This window comes from Planococcus sp. APC 3900, from assembly GCF_030407735.1.
In the GTDB taxonomy this organism is placed as follows: Bacteria; Bacillota; Bacilli; order Bacillales_A; family Planococcaceae; genus Planococcus; species Planococcus notacanthi.
Map to the genome: position 1 here is coordinate 209,055 of NZ_JASDCT010000005.1, position 21,811 is coordinate 230,865.

The window sequence follows — 21,811 nt, forward strand, 5'->3', positions numbered from 1 at the left end:
AATACCCGCTTTATCATAATAAAAAAACTCTCCATCAGGAGAGTCATTTTGTCAGTAAATTCAAATGTTCAAAGAAATTAGGGTAAGAGATCGATATGCATTCCGGATCATCGATTACGACTTCTCCAGATGCAGCCAAAGCACCGATTGCAGCCATCATGCCAAGGCGGTGGTCTCCGTAGGAAGTCATTTCCGCTCCAGTTAGAGCAGTCGGCCCTTGAATGATCATGCCATCTTCTGTTGCTTCGATATCCGCTCCCATTTTTGACAATTCCTTGACGACTGCAGCGATGCGGTCGGTTTCTTTAACCCGGAGTTCTTCTGCGTCTTTAATGACCGTCGTTCCTTCTGCCTGCGTCGCAATCAGAGCAATCAGCGGAATCTCGTCAATCAATCGAGGAATCAGCTCTCCACCGATTTCTGTACCTTTTAACTTGCTGGAATAGACGGTTACGTCCGCAGAACGTTCTCCCTCCGTATCGTTTTCCACCAGCTCGAAAGAGGCGCCCATTTTTTCGATTACATCCAGAATGCCGGTACGTGTCGGATTGATGCCGACATTCTTCAACGTCACTTTGCTGTTTTCTGTAACCAAGGCAGCCCCGATCATGAACGCAGCGGACGAAATGTCGCCAGGCACTTGAACATGGGCAGCCGTCAATTTTTGGCCACCTTCCAACTTGATCAGCTGGTTTTCACGTGTAATCGTCGCTCCGAAATGTTCCAGCATAATTTCAGTGTGATCACGTGAAGCGATCGGCTCGTGAATGACCGTTTTTCCTTCTGCCTTCAATGCAGCCAGCAAGATAGCGGATTTCACTTGCGCACTGGCAACTAGCAACGTGTAGTCAATCGCTTTAAGAGCCGTTCCTTGTACCGCTAGAGGCGTATACTGGCCATCCATACGACCGCGAATGTCTGCACCCATTTCACGCAGTGGATTAATAATGCGCTTCATCGGGCGTTTGGCGATCGACTCATCACCGGCAAGCACAGAATGAAATGAAGTTCCCGCCAACAGCCCAAGCATCAAGCGCGTCGTAGTTCCAGAGTTCCCGGTATCCAGCACTTCAGAAGGCTCTTTCCACGAATCTTCGCCTTCACTCTGGATTGTCACGACTTCATCCGAAATGTCAATTTTCACTCCCAGCTTTTGAAAGCAGGAAATGGTGCTTAAACAATCATCTCCCATCAGGAAGCCTTTCACTGTGGTGGTACCCGAAGCCATAGAACCGAACATGATGGCGCGGTGGGAGATGGATTTGTCCCCGGGCACTTGAATGCTGCCTGTCAGGGAAGGTTTTTTATATGCTAACGATAATGCCATGGGCGTATCCGTCCTTTCAGGAAATATACGAATCGTAAACTGTCCGTGCCGAAATGCATTTTTGTGCACGGGCACGGTCTTCCGCTGTCTGGAAACTGATGACGAGAATACCGAATACGTCTTCACGTGTTTCCAAAATCCGCAGATTGACGATGCTGATCTGTTCTTCAGCCAGGTAACCCGTCAATTCTGAAATGCTTCCCGGAACATCGGGGATATCAATATACAAATCAAATACAGAAAACATGGCACCATGCCCCGCTATCGGCAATTCATCACGAACCGTTTTGGCATGCGAAAAGAATTGTTGAATCGGTTCAGGATCATTTTTCACGAGCATATCCTTTAGTTGATCCATCTGTTCCATCCAATTGTTCAATTGCTGGACGATCATGGTGTTGTTTTGTGTGGTGATATCGCGCCACATTTCCGGATTCGATGAAGCAATCCTTGTTGTATCACGGAACCCACCGGCAGCCAATTGCCGTGCAAAAGGAAATTTTTCCTCCTGATCCAATTGATGCACTAAAGAAGCAGCAATCAAATGGGGGAAGTGGCTGACAATGGCTGTCATGTGGTCGTGTTCTTCTGCTGACAGCACTTCGATTTTTGCTTTTGTGGCAACCAATAGGCCTTTCAATAGCTGGAGGCTCTTGCCATCAGCTTTATCCCCGGGCGTCAGGATGTAGAAGGCATTTTCAAATAAGACATCCTTGGCTGCTTCTACACCGCTTTTATGTGAACCCGCCATTGGATGGCCGCCAATAAAGACATGATCCAGATTTTTAGCTGATTCCATGATTTGGATTTTCGTGCTGCCAGTATCCGTCAAAATAACGTCTTTTTTCAAATCCCAGTATTTGCTTTGTTCCATCAACTTGATTGTGGCACCGACCGGCGTAGCAAAAACAATAACGTCCGCTTCAGAAGCAGCCTGTTCAAGAGATGGCGGAGAACTATGTATAATGCCCATTTTAAAAGCTTTTCTAGCCGTTAAAGCGTCGGCATCGTATCCTGCCACATGGACATCGCTGTTGCGCTGCAGTGCTTTAGCCAACGATCCGCCAATCAAGCCCAGGCCGATGATCAAAATATGTGTTGTCACGTGGAACTCACCTGGCTTTTAGCCGTCAAATCCGGACGCAATTTTGTTGCTTCATTTAAATAAACATGATGGATTTCCTTTTGGCTTAACTCTGTATTGACATGCATCATGACTCGGATGCATAAAGGCATGCTGCCTGGAACATCCATTTCATGTGTGCACATGACCGGCACAAAATTCCACTCATCAATGGTGCGTACAGCTTTAGCAGGAAAAGCAGATGAAATATCTGTCGTAGTCGAAATGATCACAGAAGCAACGTGGTCAGGTTCGATTTTGTTTTCCCTCGCCATTTCCAGCACCAGGCGTCTGGTTTCTTGCAGGACTTCCTCCGGCTGGTCTGCCGAAACTGTGATTGCTCCTCTTACTCCACGTATCATCAAATCACCTCTTCTATCTGTAGGATTAATTTTTCATAGGCGGATCTTGCCCGCTGCTCCTCCACTTTTTCCACAAACGGCATTCCCGTCTGTTTAAGGAGAACAAAATTCAATATCCCCTGTGAAGACTTTTTGTCTTTTTTCATGTAAGGCAATAACGCATCAAATCGGATGTCCTTTACTATATGAAGCGGATAGCCGTTTTCATGTGCCCATCGGATGTAGTCATCCAATTTTTCGTGCTCGGACAATAACAAGACATAGGACATGCCCAGAACCACAGCTTCTCCGTGGGTGATATTGCCATAACCCAAATGGCCTTCTAGAGCATGTGCCAGCGTATGGCCGAAGTTGAGGTATTTCCGGACGCCGCCTTCAAATTCATCTTCTTCGACAATAGCCGCTTTCACAGCAATGCCTTTTTCCAGGTGTTGGTTCAATTCTTCCTGAGCCATATCTTTGAAGTCACGGATAGCCAAAAGCTCCTCCAACCATGTTCCATTGGAGATAAAAGCATGTTTGATCACTTCAGCCATGCCGGACCGCACTTCACCGGGAGGCAAGGTTTCGAGCAGCTTGCTGTCATATAAAACAGCTTTCGGCTGGTAGAACGTCCCGATCATGTTTTTGCCGAGTTCATGGTTGATGGCAGTTTTTCCGCCTACCGCACTGTCATGGGCCAAAATGGTGGTGGGGAGTTGGATGAATGGAATCCCCCGCATGAATGTCGAAGCGACAAAACCGGCCACGTCGCCTGTTGCGCCTCCTCCAAATGCCAAGAGCAATGAATTTCTCGAACAATTTTCGGATAAGAGGAAACTATGGCAAGCCATGAAGGTTTCGATGGATTTTGCGGCTTCACCGGACGGCACCGTCAACACACGGACATCCCACTCTTTCAAAAAATCCAATAGATACTGCAAATGCAGTTCCGCCACCTGTTCATCCGCTATGACCACAATGCGGTCTGCTGCATCCAGCAAAGGGCGGTATTCATCGGCAAACAACCCGAATGCTCCTGCTCCGATATGGACTGTATAAGGATGGTCAGCTTCGACCCGCAATTGCTTCATGCTTAAAACTCCTTCGTATAATTCATGTAATTTTTCAAGTTATCGATCAGGCGCGGCATTTGGTCTGCATCAAATTGATCCAGTAAAGCGTTCGCCACTTCCCACGCTACAACGTGTTCAGCAACGATGGAAGCTGCCGGAACGGCACAGCTGTCCGAGCGTTCAATGCTTGCCTGGAACGGTTCTTTTGTTTCAATATCGACACTATTCAATGGTTTGTATAAAGTCGGGATCGGTTTCATGACGCCTCTGACGATAATCGGCATCCCGGTCGTCATACCGCCTTCGAATCCACCCAGGTTATTGGTTTTACGCGTATAGCCATTTTCTTCATCCCATAGGATTTCGTCATGCACTTCGCTGCCGGGTTTTCTTGCCATTTCAAAGCCTAAGCCAAATTCCACCCCTTTAAAAGCATTGATGCTCATGATGGCCGCGGCCAGTTTTGCATCCAGCTTGCGGTCGTAATGCACATAGCTGCCGATTCCGGCCGGCATACCTTCTACAATCACTTCTACTGTCCCGCCGATGGAATCGCCGTTCTTTTTGGTTTGGTCAATCAAATCCGTCATCTGTTTTGTAACGGAAGGATCCGCACAATACACCGCATCATTTTCAACGATGTCACGGATTTCATCTGCCGACTTTCCAAGATAGCTTTCCGGATTCACTTTAATTCCGCCAATTTCTGTTACGTGCGAGACGATTTTAATGCCCAGTTCAGCAAGCAATTGCTTCGCTACTGCACCAACTGCCACACGGACAGTCGTTTCGCGCGCTGACGACCGCTCCAGGACGTTCCGGAGATCCCGGTGGCCATACTTCATGCCACCGTTCAAATCAGCGTGGCCGGGACGTGGGCGCGTGATTTGGCGCTTTACTTCTTCTGTATCTTCAATTGGTTCAATCCCCATGATGGAAGTCCAATGTTTCCAATCGTCATTTTTGACGACTAAAGCGACAGGAGAGCCCAATGTCTTGCCGTGTCGAACGCCGGAAACGATCTCCACCGTATCCTTCTCGATCTGCATCCGTCTTCCGCGGCCATGTCCGCCTTGGCGTCTTTTCAATTCTTTATTGACCATCTCCGCCGTCAAAGGCAATTGCGCCGGCAACCCCTCTATGATGGCAGTCAATTGCGGACCGTGTGATTCTCCTGCTGTTAAATAACGCATTTACGCTTTCTCCCTTCAACGTGCTAAAGTATTTATGTATCACTATACCATAAGGCATTTCTTCAATTCTATATGAAATTCAGATAAAGTGAAACTTCAATCAATTGAGAATTTTTACCTTCATGAATTGTTCATTTCAACCAATTAAAAAAATAGAGCCAACCCAAACCAGGCCGGCTCTATCATCAAATAAAAAAAGCAGCTAGGCTGCTTTTAACAGGTTGGATTAGTTAACCCAGCTGTTGATTGTTTTTTCGTATGAAACCAATTCTTCTTCTTTGAAGAACAAGCCGATTTCACGTTCTGCGCTTTCAGCAGAATCTGAACCGTGAATCATGTTTTTGCCGACAGTAACTGCGAAGTCTCCGCGGATTGTTCCTGGAGCCGCATCTTTAGGGTTTGTAGCGCCCATCATCTGACGTGCAGTCAAAATCACGTTTTCGCCTTCCCAAACCATTGCGAATACAGGACCTGAAGTGATGAATTCAACCAATTCTCCGAAGAATGGGCGTTCTTTGTGTTCGCCGTAATGCTCTTCAGCCAATTCAGTAGGGATCTGCATCAATTTAGCACCAGCCAAATGATATCCTTTTTTCTCGAAACGTGCGACGATTTCTCCGATTACGTTGCGTTGAACGCCATCTGGTTTAACCATTAAAAATGTTTTTTCCAATGTAAACACTCCTCTATTAAAAGCTCGGGCTTTTTGCCCACCTTAAAAAATACTATCATTGTCGGCTCATTTGTCAACCAGCAACTTAAAAATTGCGCTTGCCGATGAAATACGCGATTTTGCGCATGGTCTTCACCGCTTTCCCTTTAGGCAAAAAGGAAAGTTCCCGCAAGGCTTTCTCCAAATAACGGTCACTCATGGCCTTCGCTTCTTCAATGGCAGAGCTGCTGCGAATCGTATCGACAATCATCAGCCGATCTTCATTGCTGAGCTCCTTATTGAGGTTAGCTTTCAGCATGGCATAGATTTCCGTATCTTTTCGTGCGCATAAAATCGGCAAAGTGATATTGCCTTGTATAAAGTCACTGCCAGCCGGTTTCCCCAACTCTTCATCCGTTGAAGTGAAATCAAGGATGTCATCGATAATCTGGAACGACATGCCAATAAAGTAACCAAAGCGGCGCAAATGCGCTGCGGTCTTTTCATCCGTACCTGACACCAATGCCCCTAATTCACAGCTTGATGAAATGAGTAGGGCTGTCTTCCGTTTGATACGCCGAAAATAATCCCGCAAGTTTTGATCAAGCTTGTACTTATCCTTGATCTGAATAATCTCACCCCGGCAAACTTCAATGAGCGTTTTAGAAAGAATCTCATGGATGCGAGGCGATTCAATTTCCGTAATTCGTTCCAATGCACGTGCCAGTATGAAATCACCTGTATACATCGCAACACTGTTGTTCCACTGTGCCTTGACGGTCGGGCGCCCTCTTCGGATCTCCGATTCGTCTATAACGTCATCATGGACCAAAGAAGCCATGTGAATCAGCTCGAGCGGCACAGCTACGCGTTTCATGACGTCTATATTGTAATCGCCAAATTTTCCTGCAAGCAAAACAAAAACAGGTCGGATTCTTTTCCCTCCGGCCTGCAATAAATGAAGAGATGCATCATTTAATAGGAGAGACTCGGAATCCACTGCCTGTTCCAATTCCTTTTCGATCATTTCCAGTTCCGGTCCAAGGTCGGAATAGAGCAATTTCAACTTCATCTTTTCCACTAAAATCCTTCTCCCGCTAATTTACTTTTTTATACCTAGGTGGAGGGCTGCGGCGCCTCCGGTGTAAGGCTTGTATTTCACTTTTTCAAACCCGACTTCTGTAAACAACTTCGCCAATTGTTTCATGCCTGGGAATGTTTTTGCCGATTCCTGCAACCATGAATACTCTTTGTAACTTTTAGCAAAAAGCTTACCGAAAACCGGCATGATGAACCGGAAATAAATTCTGAAAAACGGTTTGAACACGATGTTTTGCGGTTGCGATGTTTCTAGGCATGCAATCATCCCACCCGGTTTCAGCACACGATGCATTTCGGAAAGGACTTGTCGGTAATCCGGAACATTCCGCAAACCAAAGCCGATTGTCGCAAAATCAAATGAATTATCAGGATATGGCAAAGACATCGCATTTCCTTGGATCAACTTGATCTGAGGCATATCCTTGGTCTTCTCATGTCCGACATTCAGCATATTCTGGCTGAAATCCAGCCCTACCACTTGTCCTGTTTCACCGACTGCTTTACCAAGTGCAATAGTCCAATCAGCCGTTCCGCAACATACGTCAATGGCAGCGGCACCTTTAGGAACCTGCATTTTGTACATGGTATCTTCACGCCATTTGTTGTGTTGTTGAAAGCTGATGACCGAATTCATTTGGTCATAGTTCTCGGATATTTTTTCAAATACTTCGTGGACTCTTTGTTCTTTCGTTTTAGGCATATCAGTCATCCTTCTCGGGTCAGCTGCTCAGCTCTATGCTGGTGCGGGGTTATTTGATGGAGCAAATATTTTTCCAGTTCATAATCCAACGAACAGTCAGCAATGGACGTCAAAATTTTCCCATGGAGACTGTCCAGTTTTTCCAGCAGCCAATGCTCTGTATAGATTTCGTGAACAAAACTGGTATTCAATTCGCGCAATGCATGCGAATAGTTTTTAGACTGCAGCCGCTGCAATTCATCAGCGTAGCGGATATAAAGCAATGCTTGCTTAGCAAGCGTTTCGTATTCGGTAAAACCATAAAATCGATAAAATGACATTAAAAGTTCTGTTTCAATAATGCTGATGGCATCTTCCACTTCCTCCAGCGGACGAACAACTCCTTCAAAAAAGGATGTTTTCTTTTCGCTCACTTGGATGATAGCTGAAGCCAATCGCTGGACCATCGCAATATTTTTCGTATTGACCAGCATCTGGTAATAAATGCCGCTGTATAAATCTCCAGCCAACACCGTTAGCTGCTGCTCTTTGATAATTGGAGCATCTTCCCTTACTTGATCATGGGCATGCAAAGCGGCATAAACGATGGAAACTGTCTTTGCTGAGGCTTCAATTTCAGGCGACCACTCTTTTCCGTCAAAAAAAGGCAGTAGCAAAAAAAACAAACGCGATTCTTTTACCGATGGACCTTCTGTATATTGATCGAGTGTCCGCTGGCGCACAGCGTCCAAGACTTCAATCCCCATGGAAATAATTTTCGATTGTATTTGGTGTCCATTCATACTGCTTGCTCCATTCATGATTTAGCCATACTACAATAGTATATCACAGGCAAAGCCTTGCCTTCATCCAATATCGTTTATTTTTTAGCGTCACTTTCAACGATACCATGGGCAGAATGAATTTCCGCTTTGCCGCGGATTTTCATAGCTGAAGTATGCTCCGTAAATTGAGCAATCATCACTTCGCCTTTATCCAATTTTTCAGTATGGTGAAATTTTGTGTCATTACCGCGTGTCAGTCCGATTACGTTCACGCCATCTTCTTGGGCGCGAATTACAATGTATTCCGTTTGAGCCATGTCTGCACCTGCTTTTCCAATTTAATTCATATTAATGTATGTGATTACTTCTGAACGCTTTATGTCGTCCGTTTCTAAAATGCCGCGTGCAACAGCGGTGACCGTCTTGGATCCCGGCTTCTTAATGCCTCTCATAGTCATGCACATATGTTCTGCTTCAATCATGACGTATACGCCATGCGGGTTTAAGGTTTCCATCAGAGAGTCTGCAATCGTCGAAGTAATGCGTTCCTGCAGCTGCGGGCGTTTAGCGACCGTCTCCACAGCACGAGCCAGTTTGCTTAATCCTGTCACGATTCCGTCGCGAGGAATATAGGCGATATGTGCCTTTCCGAAAAACGGAACAAGATGATGTTCGCACATCGAGTAGAAAGGAATATCTTTAACGAGCACGAGTTCTTCGTGGCCTTCATGAAAAACTGTTTTAAAATATTCTCTTGGATCTTCTTTTAATCCAGAAAATACTTCGGCGTACATCTTAGCTACCCTTTTAGGCGTATCCTGTAATCCTTCTCGGCTTACGTCTTCCCCAACTGCTTCCAAAATCATCGAGACAGCTTTTTCAATTTTATCTAGGTCTACTGTTTGTGCTTTCATATCTATCATTCTGTTTCCTCCTGTTGAAGACGAATCGGTTATTTTTTTGGCAGCAGGATGGCTAACCGGTGGATTTTCTTTGTATGTCAGCAATCTCCACTTGTATGTGCATATTTCTCATTGTACAGCTCCGGCGGCCCGCAGGATGTGGGTCAGGTAACCGTTGCGGCAGGAAACCGCGGTTTTAGGTTACCTTCCTTAGCCGCCTCCGCTTTTCTCACCGTCTAGCTTCGGCGGCCTGCACCTCGGGTCATAAGCCACTCTGGCTGTGCGGCAAAGTACGCCGCTTCGCCAGATCGTCTTATGCCTGTCGGAGCAGAACGGCCGCCTCCGCTTTTCTCACTGTCTAGCTTCGGCGATCAAACCCTCGGGGTCATAAGCCGTTCCGCCTGTGTGGCAAAGTGCGCCACTTCGGCGGCCCGTCTTATGCCCGTCGGGTTTTGCTCGATCGCCTCCGCTTTTCTCACTGTCTAGCGTCAGGAGCCAGACCCTCGGGGTCATAAGTCAGCCCAGCTGTGCGGCAAAAAACGCCACTCTGCCGGTCTGCCTTATGCCTGTCGGGTCTTAACGGCTCCTTCCGCTTTTCTCACATGAATCGTAGCATACGCACAGGTGTTTCGCAAAATTGTTGACTCAAAAAAAGAATGACTTTTGCAAGATTGTGTCTCGCAAAAGTCATCCTATGTACAGAGGCTAAAGCTTACTTCACTGCGTCTTTAAGCGCTTTACCTGGCTTAAATGCAGGAACTTTGCTTGCAGCGATCTCAATTTCAGCACCAGTTTGTGGGTTACGTCCTTTGCGGGCCGCGCGTTCGCGTACTTCAAAGTTACCGAATCCGATCAACTGTACTTTTTCACCCTTAGTAAGAGCGTCTTGAATCGTCTCAAATGCAGCGTCAACTGCTTTGGCAGCGTCTTTACGAGAAAGTTCAGCTGCTTCAGCAACAGAGTTCACTAATTCTGTTTTGTTCATGCTATTCACCTCCTCTCAAAGGGGATGCAACCATCAATCCTGTAAAAAGAGTATCACATCGAAAATCGCATAGCAACAACAAACAGCCTGCTTTTTCAATAAAACCCCCAAATACTAACAAAATTTTCTAAAAAGGGGTCATTTCTATTAAAAACGCGTCATATCAATGTTTTTTACTCGGTTAAGAATACCGGTTCGTTGTCTTCATTTATAGTGTACGGAAGTGAATAAGCTGGCACCACTGCATGGTCTTCGTACAGAATAAAGCGAATGTCTTGACCGGCTTCCAGCTCCCCTTCATATTCCTGAAGAGCTGAATAGAGATCCATCGAGTAATCAATATAGACATCTCCGCTGCCCGTAATGACCATCGGCAAATTACGGCCACTGTATGGGCTGACTACTGTCGGTTCTTCCGAGAACCCCATCGCATCGTGATTGAACTTATAAACATTGTCTGCAAGGATTTCAGAAATCGGCGCTTTTCCGCCGTTTGCACTTTTCCGCACATTCACGGATCTGATTGCTTCTGCCGCCTGCAAATCCACAAGTTTTACGGTTGGATTCTCTTCTACATCCATCAGGACATATTGAAAAATGCCGCCCGTTTCAAATGCGTTAGTCGGGACCTCTGCTGTATAATCCGGTACGATTTTCGAAAAATCGATCGGGTACTTAATATATTGGTCCACTTCCATATCCCGAGTTTTGATCGGCAACAAGCCGCCTGATGCACCTCTGTATTGATTTACTGCATTTTGTACGGTAATCAATTGATCCTCATAAGGAATCTGGTTCTCCGCTCTCTCACTTTGCGGATATCCGCAGGCCGTCAAAAAGACGGTAATGAGCAAAAGCAGAATAAACATTGTCGGTTTTTTCATTTTCCTCACCTCAAGCGCCGCCTGTAGGGCCGCTGAATACTATGAATATCATGATAAAGAATCCAAGAATCAGCAAAATGTAAGCAACTAGCGCAAAAATAAATTTAAGGATGCCATTTTTTAACTTGTATCTGCTCAAGTAGATAAAACCCATCGAAATCATCAAAAAAGCAATTCCGGCAAACGATACCCACATTTTATCTAACGCACTCATAAATGCCCGCCTTTCATACTGTTTCAGTCAATAGTATAGCATAAAAAAAGAAGAGGCTGCAGCTTGCACCCTCTTCTTTTGTGACAATTAAAGCAAGTTGATCAAATCTTCCATTTCGTTCTTCTTCATGCGGCCCATCAGCTTTTCAACAGCGTCATCGGTCGACACATTATCGAATAGAACGGCATAAAGTGCAGACGTAATCGGCATCGGAACGTCATAAGCTTTTGATAATTGATACGCTGCTTTCGTCGTCCGTATCCCTTCGACAACCATGCCCATTTCTTCCAGCACTTCGTCCAATGATTTTCCTTTGCCAAGCATGTTTCCTGCCCGCCAGTTACGTGAATGCACACTGGTGCAAGTCACGATCAAATCACCCACACCGGTCAAACCGGAGAAAGTTAACGGAGTTGCACCCATCTTCACACCGAGACGTGCAATTTCAGCCAGCCCCCGCGTCATGATAGCAGCTTTGGCGTTGTCGCCGTAGCCCAAGCCGTCTGTGATTCCAACAGCCAGAGCAATGATGTTCTTCAAGGCTCCGCCGATTTCCACACCGATTACATCGGTATTCGTATACACACGGAAATAATGGTTCATGAACAGATCCTGAATGCGGTTGGCTGCTTCTGTGTTCGCACAGGCAGCCGTTACAGTCGTTGGATGCTCTTGCACTACTTCTTCCGCATGGCTGGGTCCGGACAGGACGACAACATCTTCAATCCATTGCTCCGGAATTTCTTCACGAATCATTTCGCTGATCCGTTTTAAGGAATCCGGTTCGATTCCTTTAGAAACATGGACGAACAGAATTTTCCGATTCAGACTTTTTTTAATGTCCTGGCAGACTTCACGGATGGCTTTGGTCGGAACAGCCAATACATAAATATCTCCATGCTCAACAGCTTCTGATAAATCGCTGGTTGCTTTCAGATTTTCCGGTAGCTGTGTATCTTTCAAATAGCGTTTATTGGTATGCTGGTTAATTTCGTCTGCTTGCTCCTGACGATGTGTCCAGAGCAATAGATTGTGGTTGTTTTGAGCAAGTACATAACTCAACGCAGTTCCCCAGCTTCCTGCTCCAAAAACAGAAACTTTTTCCATAAGATTAAACCACCTTTTTACCTTAAGTACGCGCTCTCGTGATAAGACGAAGCGGAGTTCCTTCAAAATCGAAACTCTCACGAATCCGGTTTTGCAAGAAGCGTTCATAACTGAAGTGCATCATTTCCGGCTCGTTGACAAAGACAACGAATGTCGGAGGCTTGATGGCCACTTGGGTTGCATAATAAACACGCAGACGACGGCCTTTGTCTGATGGTGCCGGGTTCATGGCTACTGCGTCTTCGATCACTTCGTTCAAAATACTCGATTGGATTCGTCTTGAATGGTTGTCATTGACTTTATTGACAATTTCCAAAATATTATGGACGCGCTTGCCGCTGATTGCCGACACAAACATAATCGGTGCATAATCCAGGAACAGGAAATGCTCACGGATTTTGCGTGTCATGACATTCATGGTTTTTTCATCTTTTTCAACAGCATCCCATTTGTTGACAATGATAATGACTGCTTTGCCGGCTTCATGTGCATAACCGGCGATTTTTTTGTCCTGCTCCTGAATGCCTTCTTCTGCGTTCAAGACCACTAAAACAACATCTGAGCGTTCGATTGCACGCAAAGCGCGCAATACACTGTACTTCTCAGTTGTTTCATAAACTTTCCCTTTTTTGCGCATTCCCGCCGTGTCGATAATGACATACGGCTGATCATTGTATTCATATTGCGTATCGATAGCGTCGCGTGTCGTTCCCGCGACTTCGCTCACAATAACGCGTTCTTCCCCTAAAAATGAGTTTACAAGAGAAGATTTGCCGACGTTCGGACGGCCGATCAATGAGAATTTGATGACATCATCCGGATACTCCTCATCGTCTTCGGTCGGAAAGTTTTTGGCCACTTCGTCCAAAAGATCCCCTAGACCCAATCCGTGAGATCCTGAAAGAGGAAAAGGCTCGCCCATTCCCAATGTGTAAAAATCATAGATCAGGTGGCGCATATCGGGATTGTCGATTTTATTGACGGCCAGAATGACCGGTTTTTTTGTACGATAAAGAATTTTGGCTACTTGTTCATCCTGCGTTGTGACGCCATCACGCCCATTGACAAGGAAAATGATGACATCCGCTTCGTCCATGGCAATTTCTGCCTGTTGACGGATTTGTTCAAGGAATGGCTCGTCACGAAGATCGATGCCTCCCGTATCTATAATATTAAATTCATGTGTCAGCCAATCTGCCGAGCTGTAAATACGGTCACGCGTTACTCCTGGAATATCTTCCACTATGGAAACCCGTTCTCCTACCACGCGATTAAAAATCGTGGACTTACCAACGTTCGGCCGGCCAACTATTGCTACTACCGGTTTTGACATATAAAATTCATCCTTCCACTTCTGATATGCCTATTATACACGAAAAAGGCGATGGCATCAGTTAAATGTCCATCCCCTTTAAATGTGTAATATTCAGTTTTTCTTCGGGTTTGCATAAGAAGCCGGACTAAAGCCTCTGGCACTGAGATACTGCGCCAATTCTCCCGAAATGACCGCAGGACATTTCTGCAGATCCGTCAGGTTTTCAGCTCCGAGAGCCGTCATCATCATCGCTAAGTCTTCATGCAGCGCTTCTATCTCTTCGATCAGCTGCTTTTCGCCTTCTTGCATGGCTGTCTTCAAAAAAGAGCCTGCCAAGCCGACAGCATCCGCACCCAATAAAAAAGCTTTGATCATGTCCTGGGCATCCTGTATGCCACCAGATGCGAGAACCGTCTTTTTAAAGACGCTCTTCACTTCCACAATTGCAGCGGCTGTCGGAATTCCCCAATCTTCAAAATAGGCCAGCTTTCTTCTGCGGCGTTCGTTTTCAATCGAGGCGAAATTCGTGCCGCCAAAGCCACTGACATCAATAGCTGCAACTTCAGTTCCCGCTAATTTTTCAGCCGCTTCCCGGGACATTCCAAAACCTGTTTCCTTAACAATCACCGGGACTTGGAGTTGTTCAGCGATTGCCTGTATGCGGTCGAATGCCCCACGGAAATCACGATCCCCTTCAGGCATCGTCAATTCCTGCACCACATTCAAGTGGATTTGCAGGGCATTGGCTTCGATCATCTCGACTGCTTCCTGTGCCTGCTGGACCGTTGCTTCGCTTCCGAGATTGGCAAATAGGATGCCATGCGGATTTTCTTTCCGCACGATGGCATAAGATTCCCGCTCATTACGGTCTTTAAGTGCCGACATTTGTGATCCGACCGCCATGGCTGCTCCCGTCTCTTGGGCAACTCGCGCAAGCAGGCCATTCAACTGTTCAGTATCTCTGCCTCCGCCACCTGTCATGGCATTAATAAAAACAGGTGATTTCAAGTTCAAATCACCTGTTTTCGGTTTTATGCTGATACTTGATACCGCGCTATCCGGTAAAGCCTGATGCACGAAACGAATATCATTGAACATGTTTTTTTTACTTTGTCCTGTGGATAAAGCATATTGTATATGATCCATTTTACGCTGAGCTCTCGACATATTATTCAGATTTAAAGCCTTTCAGTTTATCACCGATTACATCACTGATCGAGAATCCGGTCGATTCTTCAGGCATGTCGTACTCAGAAAAATCCTGGCCGCTTTCTTTTTCCAGCAATTCTTTGATGCTGAGGGACAAACGTTTGTCTGCTTTGTTGACTTCCAACACTTTGACCTGAACTTCTTGGCCTTCTGTCAGCACCTCATTCGGTGTTGCGATATGCTTATGGGCGATTTGAGAAATATGGACCAGCCCTTCAACTCCAGGCAATACTTCCACAAATGCACCATAGCTGACCAAGCGCTTAACTGTTCCGGCATGAACAGAACCTTTCGGCGCTTTTTCATCGATGGAATCCCATGGCCCTGGCAAGGTATCTTTAATGGACAAGGAAATACGTTCTGAATCACGGTCGACAGACAGCACTTTGACAGTCACTTCCTGCCCTTCCGTTACAACATCAGATACCTTTTCTACATGCTCATGCGACAGCTGCGAGATATGGACCAAACCGTCCACTCCTCCGATATCGACAAAAGCACCGAAGGAAGCAATCCGTTGAACTTTCCCTTTCAGCTCGTCGCCAGCGTGAATGTGTTCCATTACCTGCTCTTTCTGGGATTCTTTTTCCTTTTCGACCACCGCTCGGTGAGAAAGAATCAGGCGATTGTTTTCTTTTTCCATTTCTACAATCTTGAAAGTCAGCACTTTGCCTTTGTAGTCCTCGAAAGACTCAACAAAGTAGTCTTCCACTAAAGAAGCCGGTACGAATCCGCGCACGCCCAAATCGACTACCAAACCGCCTTTCACAACGTCTTTCACTTCAGCTTCGATAATCTCACCAGATTCAAACTTTTTCTCCAATTCGTCCCATGCCTGTTCGGCATCGACTTTGCGTTTGGATAAAACAAAATTTTCATCTTCCACTTTCGTGATGATCAGATTCAGTTCATCACCGACTTGTACAGAATCCGACGCTTTTTCGATATGCAGGCTCGATAACTCACTAATGGGTATAATGCCATCAAAAGGTGCCCCTTCAATTGTTACGGTTACTGCCTTTTCTTCTATTTTTGCCACTATCCCCTTCACGCGATCTCCTGTTTGGAAGTCACGGTTTTCCATCATGTTCGTTTCCTCTGACATAAGTAGCCCTCCTTCACAAACTATCCACCTTCTATTTTATTCGAATTCTCTAATAAAAACAAAAATTATCACTTATTCTCAGCATAGTTGTCCAGAATCTTCTGGATGCTTGCCATTATGGCTTCGGTTACCTCATCTACCGATGCTTTTCGTTCACGGAACGGCTGCATTAGAATCGGCTCACCGTACACCACTCTTACTTTGCGAAACGCTTTATAAGGTCCGATGATTGCACAAGGCATTACATCCGCATTGCCTCGCAGCGCAAAAAAACCTGCACCGCTCAGCCCTTTTTTTAGGACGCCGTCAGTTGAACGGGTTCCTTCAGGAAACAGTCCGACAACTTCGCCGCTTTTTAGGATCTTTAAAGCAGTCCGGAGCGCTTCGCGGTCACTCATCCCACGTTTTACAGGAAAGGCATTGACTTTCGGAAGGATCGGTCCGAGGATCGGCGCTTTAAACAGTTCCTCTTTTGCCATAAAATGAACGGTTCTTGGTGCAGTCATTCCGACAACAGGCGGATCGAGCGCGTGAATATGATTGGAACATAAAAGAATGCCGCCTTCTTTCGGAAAATTTTCAGCTCCGATGACTTCGAAACGATATAAAGGGCTTAATACGGTTTTTACCAAACCTTTGCCAAGTGCATATAAATTCACTTTACACCAACCTCTCTTCAGCCAGTTTCAATATTTTCTGTGCCGCCTGATCAATCGTCAAAGCGGTTGTATCGAGATAAATGGCGTCATCCGCCTGACGAAGCGGAGCAACTTCACGTTCGCTGTCCATTTTATCCCGTTTGGCAATTTCAGCCTGAAGCTCTTCTAGCGGAGTCAGGATATCTCTTTTCTTATTTTCTTCAAATCTTCTTCTCGCACGTTCTTCTACGGATGCCGACATAAACACTTTCAGCGCAGCGTGTGGAAGGACATGTGTTCCGATATCCCGGCCATCCATAACCACTCCGCGCGCTTCAGCCAATTGCTGTTGGAGCTCTACCATACGCAACCGGACCAATTCATGTGCAGCCATCTCTGAAACAGCCTTTGTCACATGCTGAGAACGGATTGCTTCTGTTACATCTTTTTTATCCAAAAAAACCAATTGGCCATCTTCTGACGGCTGCAGATCAATTTCCGTTTCTGCCAATAATTTGCCTGCCTCTGTATTGCTGGCCATATTAATGCCTTCATTTAATGCTTTTAATGTGATAGCTCGGTACATTGCACCCGTATCGATGTAAACATAACCCAGCTTTTCGGCCACGATTTTTGCAATCGTGCTTTTGCCCGCAGCTGCCGGTCCATCAATTGCTATTTGTATCGGTTTCGTCAAAATAGTCACCTCATCATATGTATTCATCATATTTTACCATAAGAAATGCACCAGCGCCCGGGCTGAACTTAACTCCAAACATAAAATGATCGGCTGAAAGCAAAATTTCTCCAACAAAAAAAAGCCTTTAAGATCGAGGCTTTTCTTCGGGTATTTATTTCAGTTCGCTGGATTGCATCGATGAATTGCGGTCATGGTAATGCGATAAAGAAAGCAAATGCGCCTGTTTGACTTTTTTAAGGCCAAACCACCAGAGAAACAGCATAAATGGAATCGCTCCATACATGATATTATCGTAGACATATAGACTGGTATTATAAGCCATGTGCAGAATCACAGAGCTGAGGAATGCCCAGCCAAGCCAACGCCTGCGCTGGCTGCTTTTCGAGAATTTTGCTTTCCCGAAATAATAACCCATGACAACGCCGAACAAAGCATGGCTGGATACCGGCAAAAATGCCCGCAGAAATGCGGTCTGCAATCCAAATTCCAGTAAATACAAAATGTTTTCCACCGTCGCAAATCCCAGAGAAACACTGGCTCCATAAAGAATCCCGTCATAAGGATCTTCAAAATCGACATGGCGGTATACAGCTATCAATAAAACCAGCCATTTGAAAAATTCTTCGATTACACTGGAAAAAATGACATTTTGGGCAAAGCCGCTGGTAAAAACGCCTTCAGCATCGAATACATATTGGACAAATAGAATTGGAAAAGTCAAAATAGCTCCGTATAAAAAACTTTGAAACAGCAGCTTCGAAGGTTCACTGGCAAATTGATCACGCAAATACAAGTAACTGAACAGGGCTAAACTCGGGGCTATTGCTACAGTTAATAAAATAATCATACGCTATACCCCTTTGTTTGTATTACCTTAATTGTATCATGTTTATTGCCATGATTTTCAGGTTTCCTGAGCTGTCTTTTAAGATTCCCTATCTTTCAAAAGCATTCGCTGGAATGTCCGCATCGGCAGACAATAAGACCGCAAGTTTGATGCGCGCTTTTTTGCTGTCATAGTCACTTCCAAGAATGACACCCCGAGTCAGCAAATCATGCGCGCTTCCCGGATAGCTATAAGCCGGATAAGCATTTCCTTCCTCCGCACTGGTCGTCACTACTACGGGAATCCCTTGTCTGATTGCATGGTCAATCGCTTCCACCATATGCGGTGATACCTGGCCTCTTCCTGCCGCTTCCAAAATAATCCCTTTAGTTGGCCCTGCCACCAACATATCAATCAAGTAACCATCCTGTCCGGAATGGCATTTTATGATATCCACTCTTGGCAATGGACTTTCAACCAAATGGACTTCGTGCATTACAGGTTTCTGGTATACACGTACCGTGTCATTGTCGATGATACCTAAATAACCATGCCCAAACGAATCAAATCCCTGCAGATTGCTGGAATGGACTTTTTTTACGTATTTGCCGCTGTAAATCCGTTCGTTAAAGACTGCCACAGCCCCTATGCCTCTTAAATTATGATCTACAGCCACATAAATGGAATTGCGCAGGTTTGAATAAACATCGGTTCCAACTTCTTCAGGTGAACGTTGAGACCCCGTAACGACAACCGTCCGATCATCGCCGATTGTCAGGTCCAGGAAATAAGCGGTTTCTTCCAATGTATCCGTGCCATGTGTAACGACAACCCCTTCCACTTCCGGATCCTGAAGTTCCCGGAGGATGGCTTCTCTGATTTCCAGCATTTGATCGAATCCGATATGCATGCTCGGCAATTGAAATACGTCAATCACTTTGACTTCTATTTCTTCAGGAAGTTGGCAAAGTTCAGCCAATTCCTTTCCTGAAATCGCTCCGGATTTCAAGAGCCCGTTAGACACCTGCCTGCTGGCAATTGTTCCGCCCGTTGTAATTAGTGAAACTTTCTTTTTCATAAATAAACACCCTTTCTTGTTCACGGTTTATATCCGTTCAAATCAAAACAAAACAAAAAAGAAAGCACATTTAAACTGTGCTTTCTTTTTTTGCAATAGCTTCCGCAATTTGCTGTCCATGAAAGCGCCCATTTTCAATAAAGATTTCATTGGCATTATTGCCTGCCGCAATCACGCCGGCGATATAAAGGTTCTCCACTTCGGTTTCCATTGTTTGCTCATTGAAAGTCGGGCGACCGGAAGCCGGATCAATGGAAATTCCCATCGACTTTAAGAAAGCATGGTCTGGATGATAGCCGATCATGGCAAAGACGAAGTGGTTGGGAATCGTTTCTTTTTGGTCGTTGACAGTCAGTTCCACGCTGGTATCTGTTATTTTGTCGACCATCGAATCAAACAACATGGTGATTTCACCTTTTCTTACCAAACCGTCAAATTCCGGAAGAATCCATGGTTTTATGCTTTTCGAGTAGCTCGTTCCATGATAGGAGACCGTGACGCGGCTGCCTGCTTTATGTAATTCCAGAGCAGCATCGACAGCAGAGTTCTTGCCCCCTATGATTAACACATCCTGATCAAAATAAGGATGGCCTTCTTTGAAATAATGCATCACTTTCGGCAGTTTTGCACCTTCTACATTCAAGGCATTGGGCTGATCGTAATAGCCCGTTGCCGCTATGACATATTTTGCTTGATAATAGCCTTTTGAAGTCTTGACGCTGAACGAACCGTCCTGCTCGTTCCGTTCCACGTGCTCCACGGTCTCAAACGGCTGCACTTTTATGCCGCTCCGTTTTACCACTTCACGATAATAGACCAGTGCCTGATTGCGCTTCGGCTTGCGTCCTTCAATGATGAACGGGACATCGCCTATAGACAGCTTTTCACTTGTGCTGAAAAAGGTTTGATGCGTCGGGTAGTTGAAAATCGCATTAACGATATTGCCTTTTTCAATCACAACCGTCTGCAGTCCGATTTCTTTCAATTCAATGGCGGCCGACAATCCGCATGGGCCGCCTCCAATAATAAGAGCATCTACATATTCCATTCCAAAACATCTCCTGTACTTGATCCTTGTTTAAGCATAATGGATGGATCCACTTTGTGACAAATTTTATTTCAATTTAGGCTTTATGGTCAGCACATGAAATTCGGCTGGAGCTCCCAGACGCAAGTGGAGTGTTGTCGTACCGAATCCATTGCTGATCAACTCCACCCGGTCCTCTTTCACTTTCAGCGAGCCTTTTTTAAATAGTCCGAAAGGGCCAATGCGTATCTGGCCACCGTGAGTATGGCCAGCCAGCAGCAATTCGGCTGAATAAGGCCCTTTGATTTTCCAAAAATCAAAAGGGGTATGGGATACAAACAATACGGTATCACCGACTTCAACAGCTTTAAATGCATTGTCAAAGCCATCAGGTTTGTAAGCGAAATGATCCAGCCCAACCAGTTTCAACCGGCTATTGCCGAATAGCGACACCGATTCGTCATCCAGCACAGTCACACCGTAATGCGCGAAAATTTTTCTGAGTGAAGTTTCATCCACTTCGCGATCATTATTTCCCCATACAAAATAAACAGGTGCGATAGCTGTCAGGTTTTTGATATTTTCAGCGACTCGCTTCAAAGGCACTCCCTTTTCGACTAGATCGCCTCCGATGACAATAAGATCGATCGGAAAATCAATAAGATCAGCTTTAATGGTTCGTCTATGGATATCTGCTATGAAAAGAAGTTGAAATGGATCAAATGGCTTTTCTGAGGCCAGATGGATAGTTTGCTTATTCAGCTTTTCCGCAAAAGCGTTTCGCACCATAAAAAGAAGCAGCGCAAAAGCTGCTAGAGCTAATCGGATAAAATATTTCATCAGGGGATGCGTCCTTCCAAAAAACGAAAAAAACATAAGCGAGGCTTATGCTTTTTCATTTTAGTTTAAAATTAATCTTCTGCGATATCCAAGACACGGAAGCCGGATTTCTCCAGTTCTTTTACAAAACGGTCAATGTTGTCTTTCTTTTCAATTTTCAGGACAATGCGGCGAACCATTTTATTGGTCTCATCAAATGTCACAAGGGAAACAACCGATTCCTTGAACTTTTCGATGATCTCACCAAGGCGGCCGATACGGCCTTCTGATTCTACGGATGTAAATGTGATGCGATAGCCCGGTCTGTCCATGCCAAAAGCACTTTGCAATTGATTGACAACATCAAACCTGGTTACAATCCCCAAAAATTGATGGTCTTCAACAACTGCAATGATCGGGAAATCATTCAATTCCACCAATGCTTTTTCATAAACATCATTGATATTCAAATACACATCTTCATTTACAATGACGTCACGGACCTTAGTGGTTTTGGCAAACTCTTCTTTTGTTTTTCCGGAATGGAAAAATGCGCGATAGGCATAATACCAAGTGAAGATCCCTTTGTACTCGGTTCCCTCCACTACAGGCAATGCATCAATTGTGTATTTTTCCAGCAACTCAAAACCTACTTGTACGGAATCATCCAACTGCACAGTATGGCATTTTTCTCTTTTGACCATTACGCTTTTTACAAACATCTG

General features: G+C 45.3%; 25 protein-coding genes. All 25 read right to left on the reverse strand.

Translation table 11 applies throughout. The features are described 5' to 3' along the window. Positions 1–43: 43 nt before the first annotated feature. Positions 44–1,327 (reverse strand): 3-phosphoshikimate 1-carboxyvinyltransferase, encoded by a 1,284-nt coding sequence (gene aroA, locus QMA04_RS12270; protein WP_290186065.1) that lies wholly within the window; start codon positions 1,325–1,327, stop codon positions 44–46. A gap of 16 nt (positions 1,328–1,343) precedes the next feature. Next, positions 1,344–2,432: a prephenate dehydrogenase gene (locus QMA04_RS12275; RefSeq protein WP_191714240.1), complete on the reverse strand. Its 1,089-nt coding sequence runs from the start codon at positions 2,430–2,432 to the stop codon at positions 1,344–1,346. Further along, a complete protein-coding gene (gene aroH / locus QMA04_RS12280; RefSeq protein ID WP_203339490.1) occupies positions 2,429–2,812 on the reverse strand; it encodes a chorismate mutase in 384 nt (127 codons plus the stop codon). The genes QMA04_RS12275 and aroH overlap by 4 nt, the downstream gene beginning before the upstream one ends. After that, the gene (aroB, locus tag QMA04_RS12285) at positions 2,812–3,885 is read right to left on the reverse strand and encodes a 3-dehydroquinate synthase (protein WP_290186068.1); all 1,074 of its coding nucleotides are present in this window, start codon (positions 3,883–3,885) and stop codon (positions 2,812–2,814) included. Before aroB ends, aroH begins: the two co-directional genes overlap by 1 nt. Before the next feature lie 2 nt (positions 3,886–3,887). Beyond that, the gene (gene aroC / locus QMA04_RS12290; RefSeq protein WP_191714237.1) at positions 3,888–5,060 is read right to left on the reverse strand and encodes a chorismate synthase; all 1,173 of its coding nucleotides are present in this window, start codon (positions 5,058–5,060) and stop codon (positions 3,888–3,890) included. A 226-nt stretch (positions 5,061–5,286) separates the two neighbouring features. Further along, positions 5,287–5,733, reverse strand: coding sequence for a nucleoside-diphosphate kinase (ndk, locus tag QMA04_RS12295; protein ID WP_191714236.1), 447 nt, complete (start codon positions 5,731–5,733; stop codon positions 5,287–5,289). 85 nt (positions 5,734–5,818) lie between these two features. Then, complete coding sequence (gene hepT, locus QMA04_RS12300) at positions 5,819–6,793, reverse strand: heptaprenyl diphosphate synthase component II (protein WP_191714235.1); 975 nt, start codon at positions 6,791–6,793, stop codon at positions 5,819–5,821. 21 nt (positions 6,794–6,814) lie between these two features. Next, on the reverse strand, positions 6,815–7,513 hold the full coding sequence (locus tag QMA04_RS12305; RefSeq protein WP_191714234.1) for a demethylmenaquinone methyltransferase: 699 nt from the start codon (positions 7,511–7,513) through the stop codon (positions 6,815–6,817). A gap of 5 nt (positions 7,514–7,518) precedes the next feature. Beyond that, entirely contained in the window at positions 7,519–8,295 is a 777-nt protein-coding gene (locus QMA04_RS12310; RefSeq protein WP_191714233.1) for a heptaprenyl diphosphate synthase component 1, read from the reverse strand. 77 nt (positions 8,296–8,372) lie between these two features. Then, a complete protein-coding gene (gene mtrB / locus QMA04_RS12315) occupies positions 8,373–8,594 on the reverse strand; it encodes a trp RNA-binding attenuation protein MtrB (RefSeq protein ID WP_142826459.1) in 222 nt (73 codons plus the stop codon). A gap of 21 nt (positions 8,595–8,615) precedes the next feature. Then, positions 8,616–9,200 carry a GTP cyclohydrolase I FolE gene (folE, locus tag QMA04_RS12320; protein ID WP_290186071.1) on the reverse strand — a complete coding sequence of 195 codons (585 nt, stop codon included), beginning with the start codon at positions 9,198–9,200 and terminating at the stop codon, positions 8,616–8,618. Positions 9,201–9,891: 691 nt separating this feature from the next. Then, the gene (locus QMA04_RS12325; protein ID WP_006829858.1) at positions 9,892–10,164 is read right to left on the reverse strand and encodes an HU family DNA-binding protein; all 273 of its coding nucleotides are present in this window, start codon (positions 10,162–10,164) and stop codon (positions 9,892–9,894) included. A gap of 173 nt (positions 10,165–10,337) precedes the next feature. Beyond that, complete coding sequence (locus QMA04_RS12330) at positions 10,338–11,048, reverse strand: hypothetical protein (RefSeq protein ID WP_191714231.1); 711 nt, start codon at positions 11,046–11,048, stop codon at positions 10,338–10,340. Between the two features lie 10 nt (positions 11,049–11,058). Continuing rightward, positions 11,059–11,262, reverse strand: a complete 204-nt coding sequence (locus QMA04_RS12335; RefSeq protein WP_191714230.1) for a DUF2768 domain-containing protein — start codon at positions 11,260–11,262, stop codon at positions 11,059–11,061. 87 nt (positions 11,263–11,349) lie between these two features. Beyond that, on the reverse strand, positions 11,350–12,369 hold the full coding sequence (locus tag QMA04_RS12340; protein WP_290186073.1) for an NAD(P)H-dependent glycerol-3-phosphate dehydrogenase: 1,020 nt from the start codon (positions 12,367–12,369) through the stop codon (positions 11,350–11,352). A gap of 22 nt (positions 12,370–12,391) precedes the next feature. Then, positions 12,392–13,702 (reverse strand): ribosome biogenesis GTPase Der, encoded by a 1,311-nt coding sequence (gene der, locus QMA04_RS12345; RefSeq protein ID WP_191714228.1) that lies wholly within the window; start codon positions 13,700–13,702, stop codon positions 12,392–12,394. A 93-nt stretch (positions 13,703–13,795) separates the two neighbouring features. Then, entirely contained in the window at positions 13,796–14,830 is a 1,035-nt protein-coding gene (fni, locus tag QMA04_RS12350; RefSeq protein WP_290186076.1) for a type 2 isopentenyl-diphosphate Delta-isomerase, read from the reverse strand. Positions 14,831–14,852: 22 nt separating this feature from the next. Next, a complete protein-coding gene (gene rpsA, locus QMA04_RS12355) occupies positions 14,853–15,998 on the reverse strand; it encodes a 30S ribosomal protein S1 (RefSeq protein ID WP_191714226.1) in 1,146 nt (381 codons plus the stop codon). 68 nt (positions 15,999–16,066) lie between these two features. Further along, the gene (locus QMA04_RS12360; RefSeq protein WP_290186078.1) at positions 16,067–16,657 is read right to left on the reverse strand and encodes a lysophospholipid acyltransferase family protein; all 591 of its coding nucleotides are present in this window, start codon (positions 16,655–16,657) and stop codon (positions 16,067–16,069) included. A 1-nt stretch (position 16,658) separates the two neighbouring features. Further along, entirely contained in the window at positions 16,659–17,333 is a 675-nt protein-coding gene (cmk, locus tag QMA04_RS12365) for a (d)CMP kinase (protein ID WP_191714224.1), read from the reverse strand. Between the two features lie 154 nt (positions 17,334–17,487). Further along, entirely contained in the window at positions 17,488–18,183 is a 696-nt protein-coding gene (gene prsW / locus QMA04_RS12370) for a glutamic-type intramembrane protease PrsW (protein WP_191714223.1), read from the reverse strand. A gap of 88 nt (positions 18,184–18,271) precedes the next feature. Continuing rightward, the gene (locus QMA04_RS12375; RefSeq protein WP_191714222.1) at positions 18,272–19,240 is read right to left on the reverse strand and encodes an asparaginase; all 969 of its coding nucleotides are present in this window, start codon (positions 19,238–19,240) and stop codon (positions 18,272–18,274) included. Between the two features lie 70 nt (positions 19,241–19,310). Beyond that, complete coding sequence (locus QMA04_RS12380) at positions 19,311–20,288, reverse strand: YpdA family putative bacillithiol disulfide reductase (RefSeq protein WP_290186082.1); 978 nt, start codon at positions 20,286–20,288, stop codon at positions 19,311–19,313. Positions 20,289–20,354: 66 nt separating this feature from the next. Next, positions 20,355–21,107 carry a metallophosphoesterase gene (locus QMA04_RS12385; RefSeq protein ID WP_191714220.1) on the reverse strand — a complete coding sequence of 251 codons (753 nt, stop codon included), beginning with the start codon at positions 21,105–21,107 and terminating at the stop codon, positions 20,355–20,357. Positions 21,108–21,178: 71 nt separating this feature from the next. Further along, positions 21,179–21,808, reverse strand: coding sequence for a CBS domain-containing protein (locus QMA04_RS12390; protein WP_191714219.1), 630 nt, complete (start codon positions 21,806–21,808; stop codon positions 21,179–21,181). Between the last annotated feature and the right edge of the window lie 3 nt (positions 21,809–21,811).

What these genes read in the sequence shown, in the direction of transcription:
- QMA04_RS12385 (WP_191714220.1), bottom strand. Translation starts at nt 21,107, where the DNA reads ATGAAATATTTTATCCGATTAGCTCTAGCAGCTTTTGCGCTGCTTCTT.
- fni (WP_290186076.1), bottom strand. Translation starts at nt 14,830, where the DNA reads ATGGATCATATACAATATGCTTTATCCACAGGACAAAGTAAAAAAAAC.
- QMA04_RS12305 (WP_191714234.1), bottom strand. Translation starts at nt 7,513, where the DNA reads ATGCCTAAAACGAAAGAACAAAGAGTCCACGAAGTATTTGAAAAAATA.
- prsW (WP_191714223.1), bottom strand. Translation starts at nt 18,183, where the DNA reads ATGATTATTTTATTAACTGTAGCAATAGCCCCGAGTTTAGCCCTGTTC.
- QMA04_RS12375 (WP_191714222.1), bottom strand. Translation starts at nt 19,240, where the DNA reads ATGAAAAAGAAAGTTTCACTAATTACAACGGGCGGAACAATTGCCAGC.
- der (WP_191714228.1), bottom strand. Translation starts at nt 13,702, where the DNA reads ATGTCAAAACCGGTAGTAGCAATAGTTGGCCGGCCGAACGTTGGTAAG.
- QMA04_RS12380 (WP_290186082.1), bottom strand. Translation starts at nt 20,288, where the DNA reads ATGGAATATGTAGATGCTCTTATTATTGGAGGCGGCCCATGCGGATTG.
- QMA04_RS12340 (WP_290186073.1), bottom strand. Translation starts at nt 12,369, where the DNA reads ATGGAAAAAGTTTCTGTTTTTGGAGCAGGAAGCTGGGGAACTGCGTTG.
- aroB (WP_290186068.1), bottom strand. Translation starts at nt 3,885, where the DNA reads ATGAAGCAATTGCGGGTCGAAGCTGACCATCCTTATACAGTCCATATC.
- rpsA (WP_191714226.1), bottom strand. Translation starts at nt 15,998, where the DNA reads ATGTCAGAGGAAACGAACATGATGGAAAACCGTGACTTCCAAACAGGA.
- QMA04_RS12390 (WP_191714219.1), bottom strand. Translation starts at nt 21,808, where the DNA reads ATGTTTGTAAAAAGCGTAATGGTCAAAAGAGAAAAATGCCATACTGTG.
- QMA04_RS12325 (WP_006829858.1), bottom strand. Translation starts at nt 10,164, where the DNA reads ATGAACAAAACAGAATTAGTGAACTCTGTTGCTGAAGCAGCTGAACTT.
- mtrB (WP_142826459.1), bottom strand. Translation starts at nt 8,594, where the DNA reads ATGGCTCAAACGGAATACATTGTAATTCGCGCCCAAGAAGATGGCGTG.
- aroA (WP_290186065.1), bottom strand. Translation starts at nt 1,327, where the DNA reads ATGGCATTATCGTTAGCATATAAAAAACCTTCCCTGACAGGCAGCATT.
- QMA04_RS12330 (WP_191714231.1), bottom strand. Translation starts at nt 11,048, where the DNA reads ATGAAAAAACCGACAATGTTTATTCTGCTTTTGCTCATTACCGTCTTT.
- aroH (WP_203339490.1), bottom strand. Translation starts at nt 2,812, where the DNA reads ATGATACGTGGAGTAAGAGGAGCAATCACAGTTTCGGCAGACCAGCCG.
- aroC (WP_191714237.1), bottom strand. Translation starts at nt 5,060, where the DNA reads ATGCGTTATTTAACAGCAGGAGAATCACACGGTCCGCAATTGACTGCC.
- folE (WP_290186071.1), bottom strand. Translation starts at nt 9,200, where the DNA reads ATGATAGATATGAAAGCACAAACAGTAGACCTAGATAAAATTGAAAAA.
- QMA04_RS12310 (WP_191714233.1), bottom strand. Translation starts at nt 8,295, where the DNA reads ATGAATGGACACCAAATACAATCGAAAATTATTTCCATGGGGATTGAA.
- QMA04_RS12335 (WP_191714230.1), bottom strand. Translation starts at nt 11,262, where the DNA reads ATGAGTGCGTTAGATAAAATGTGGGTATCGTTTGCCGGAATTGCTTTT.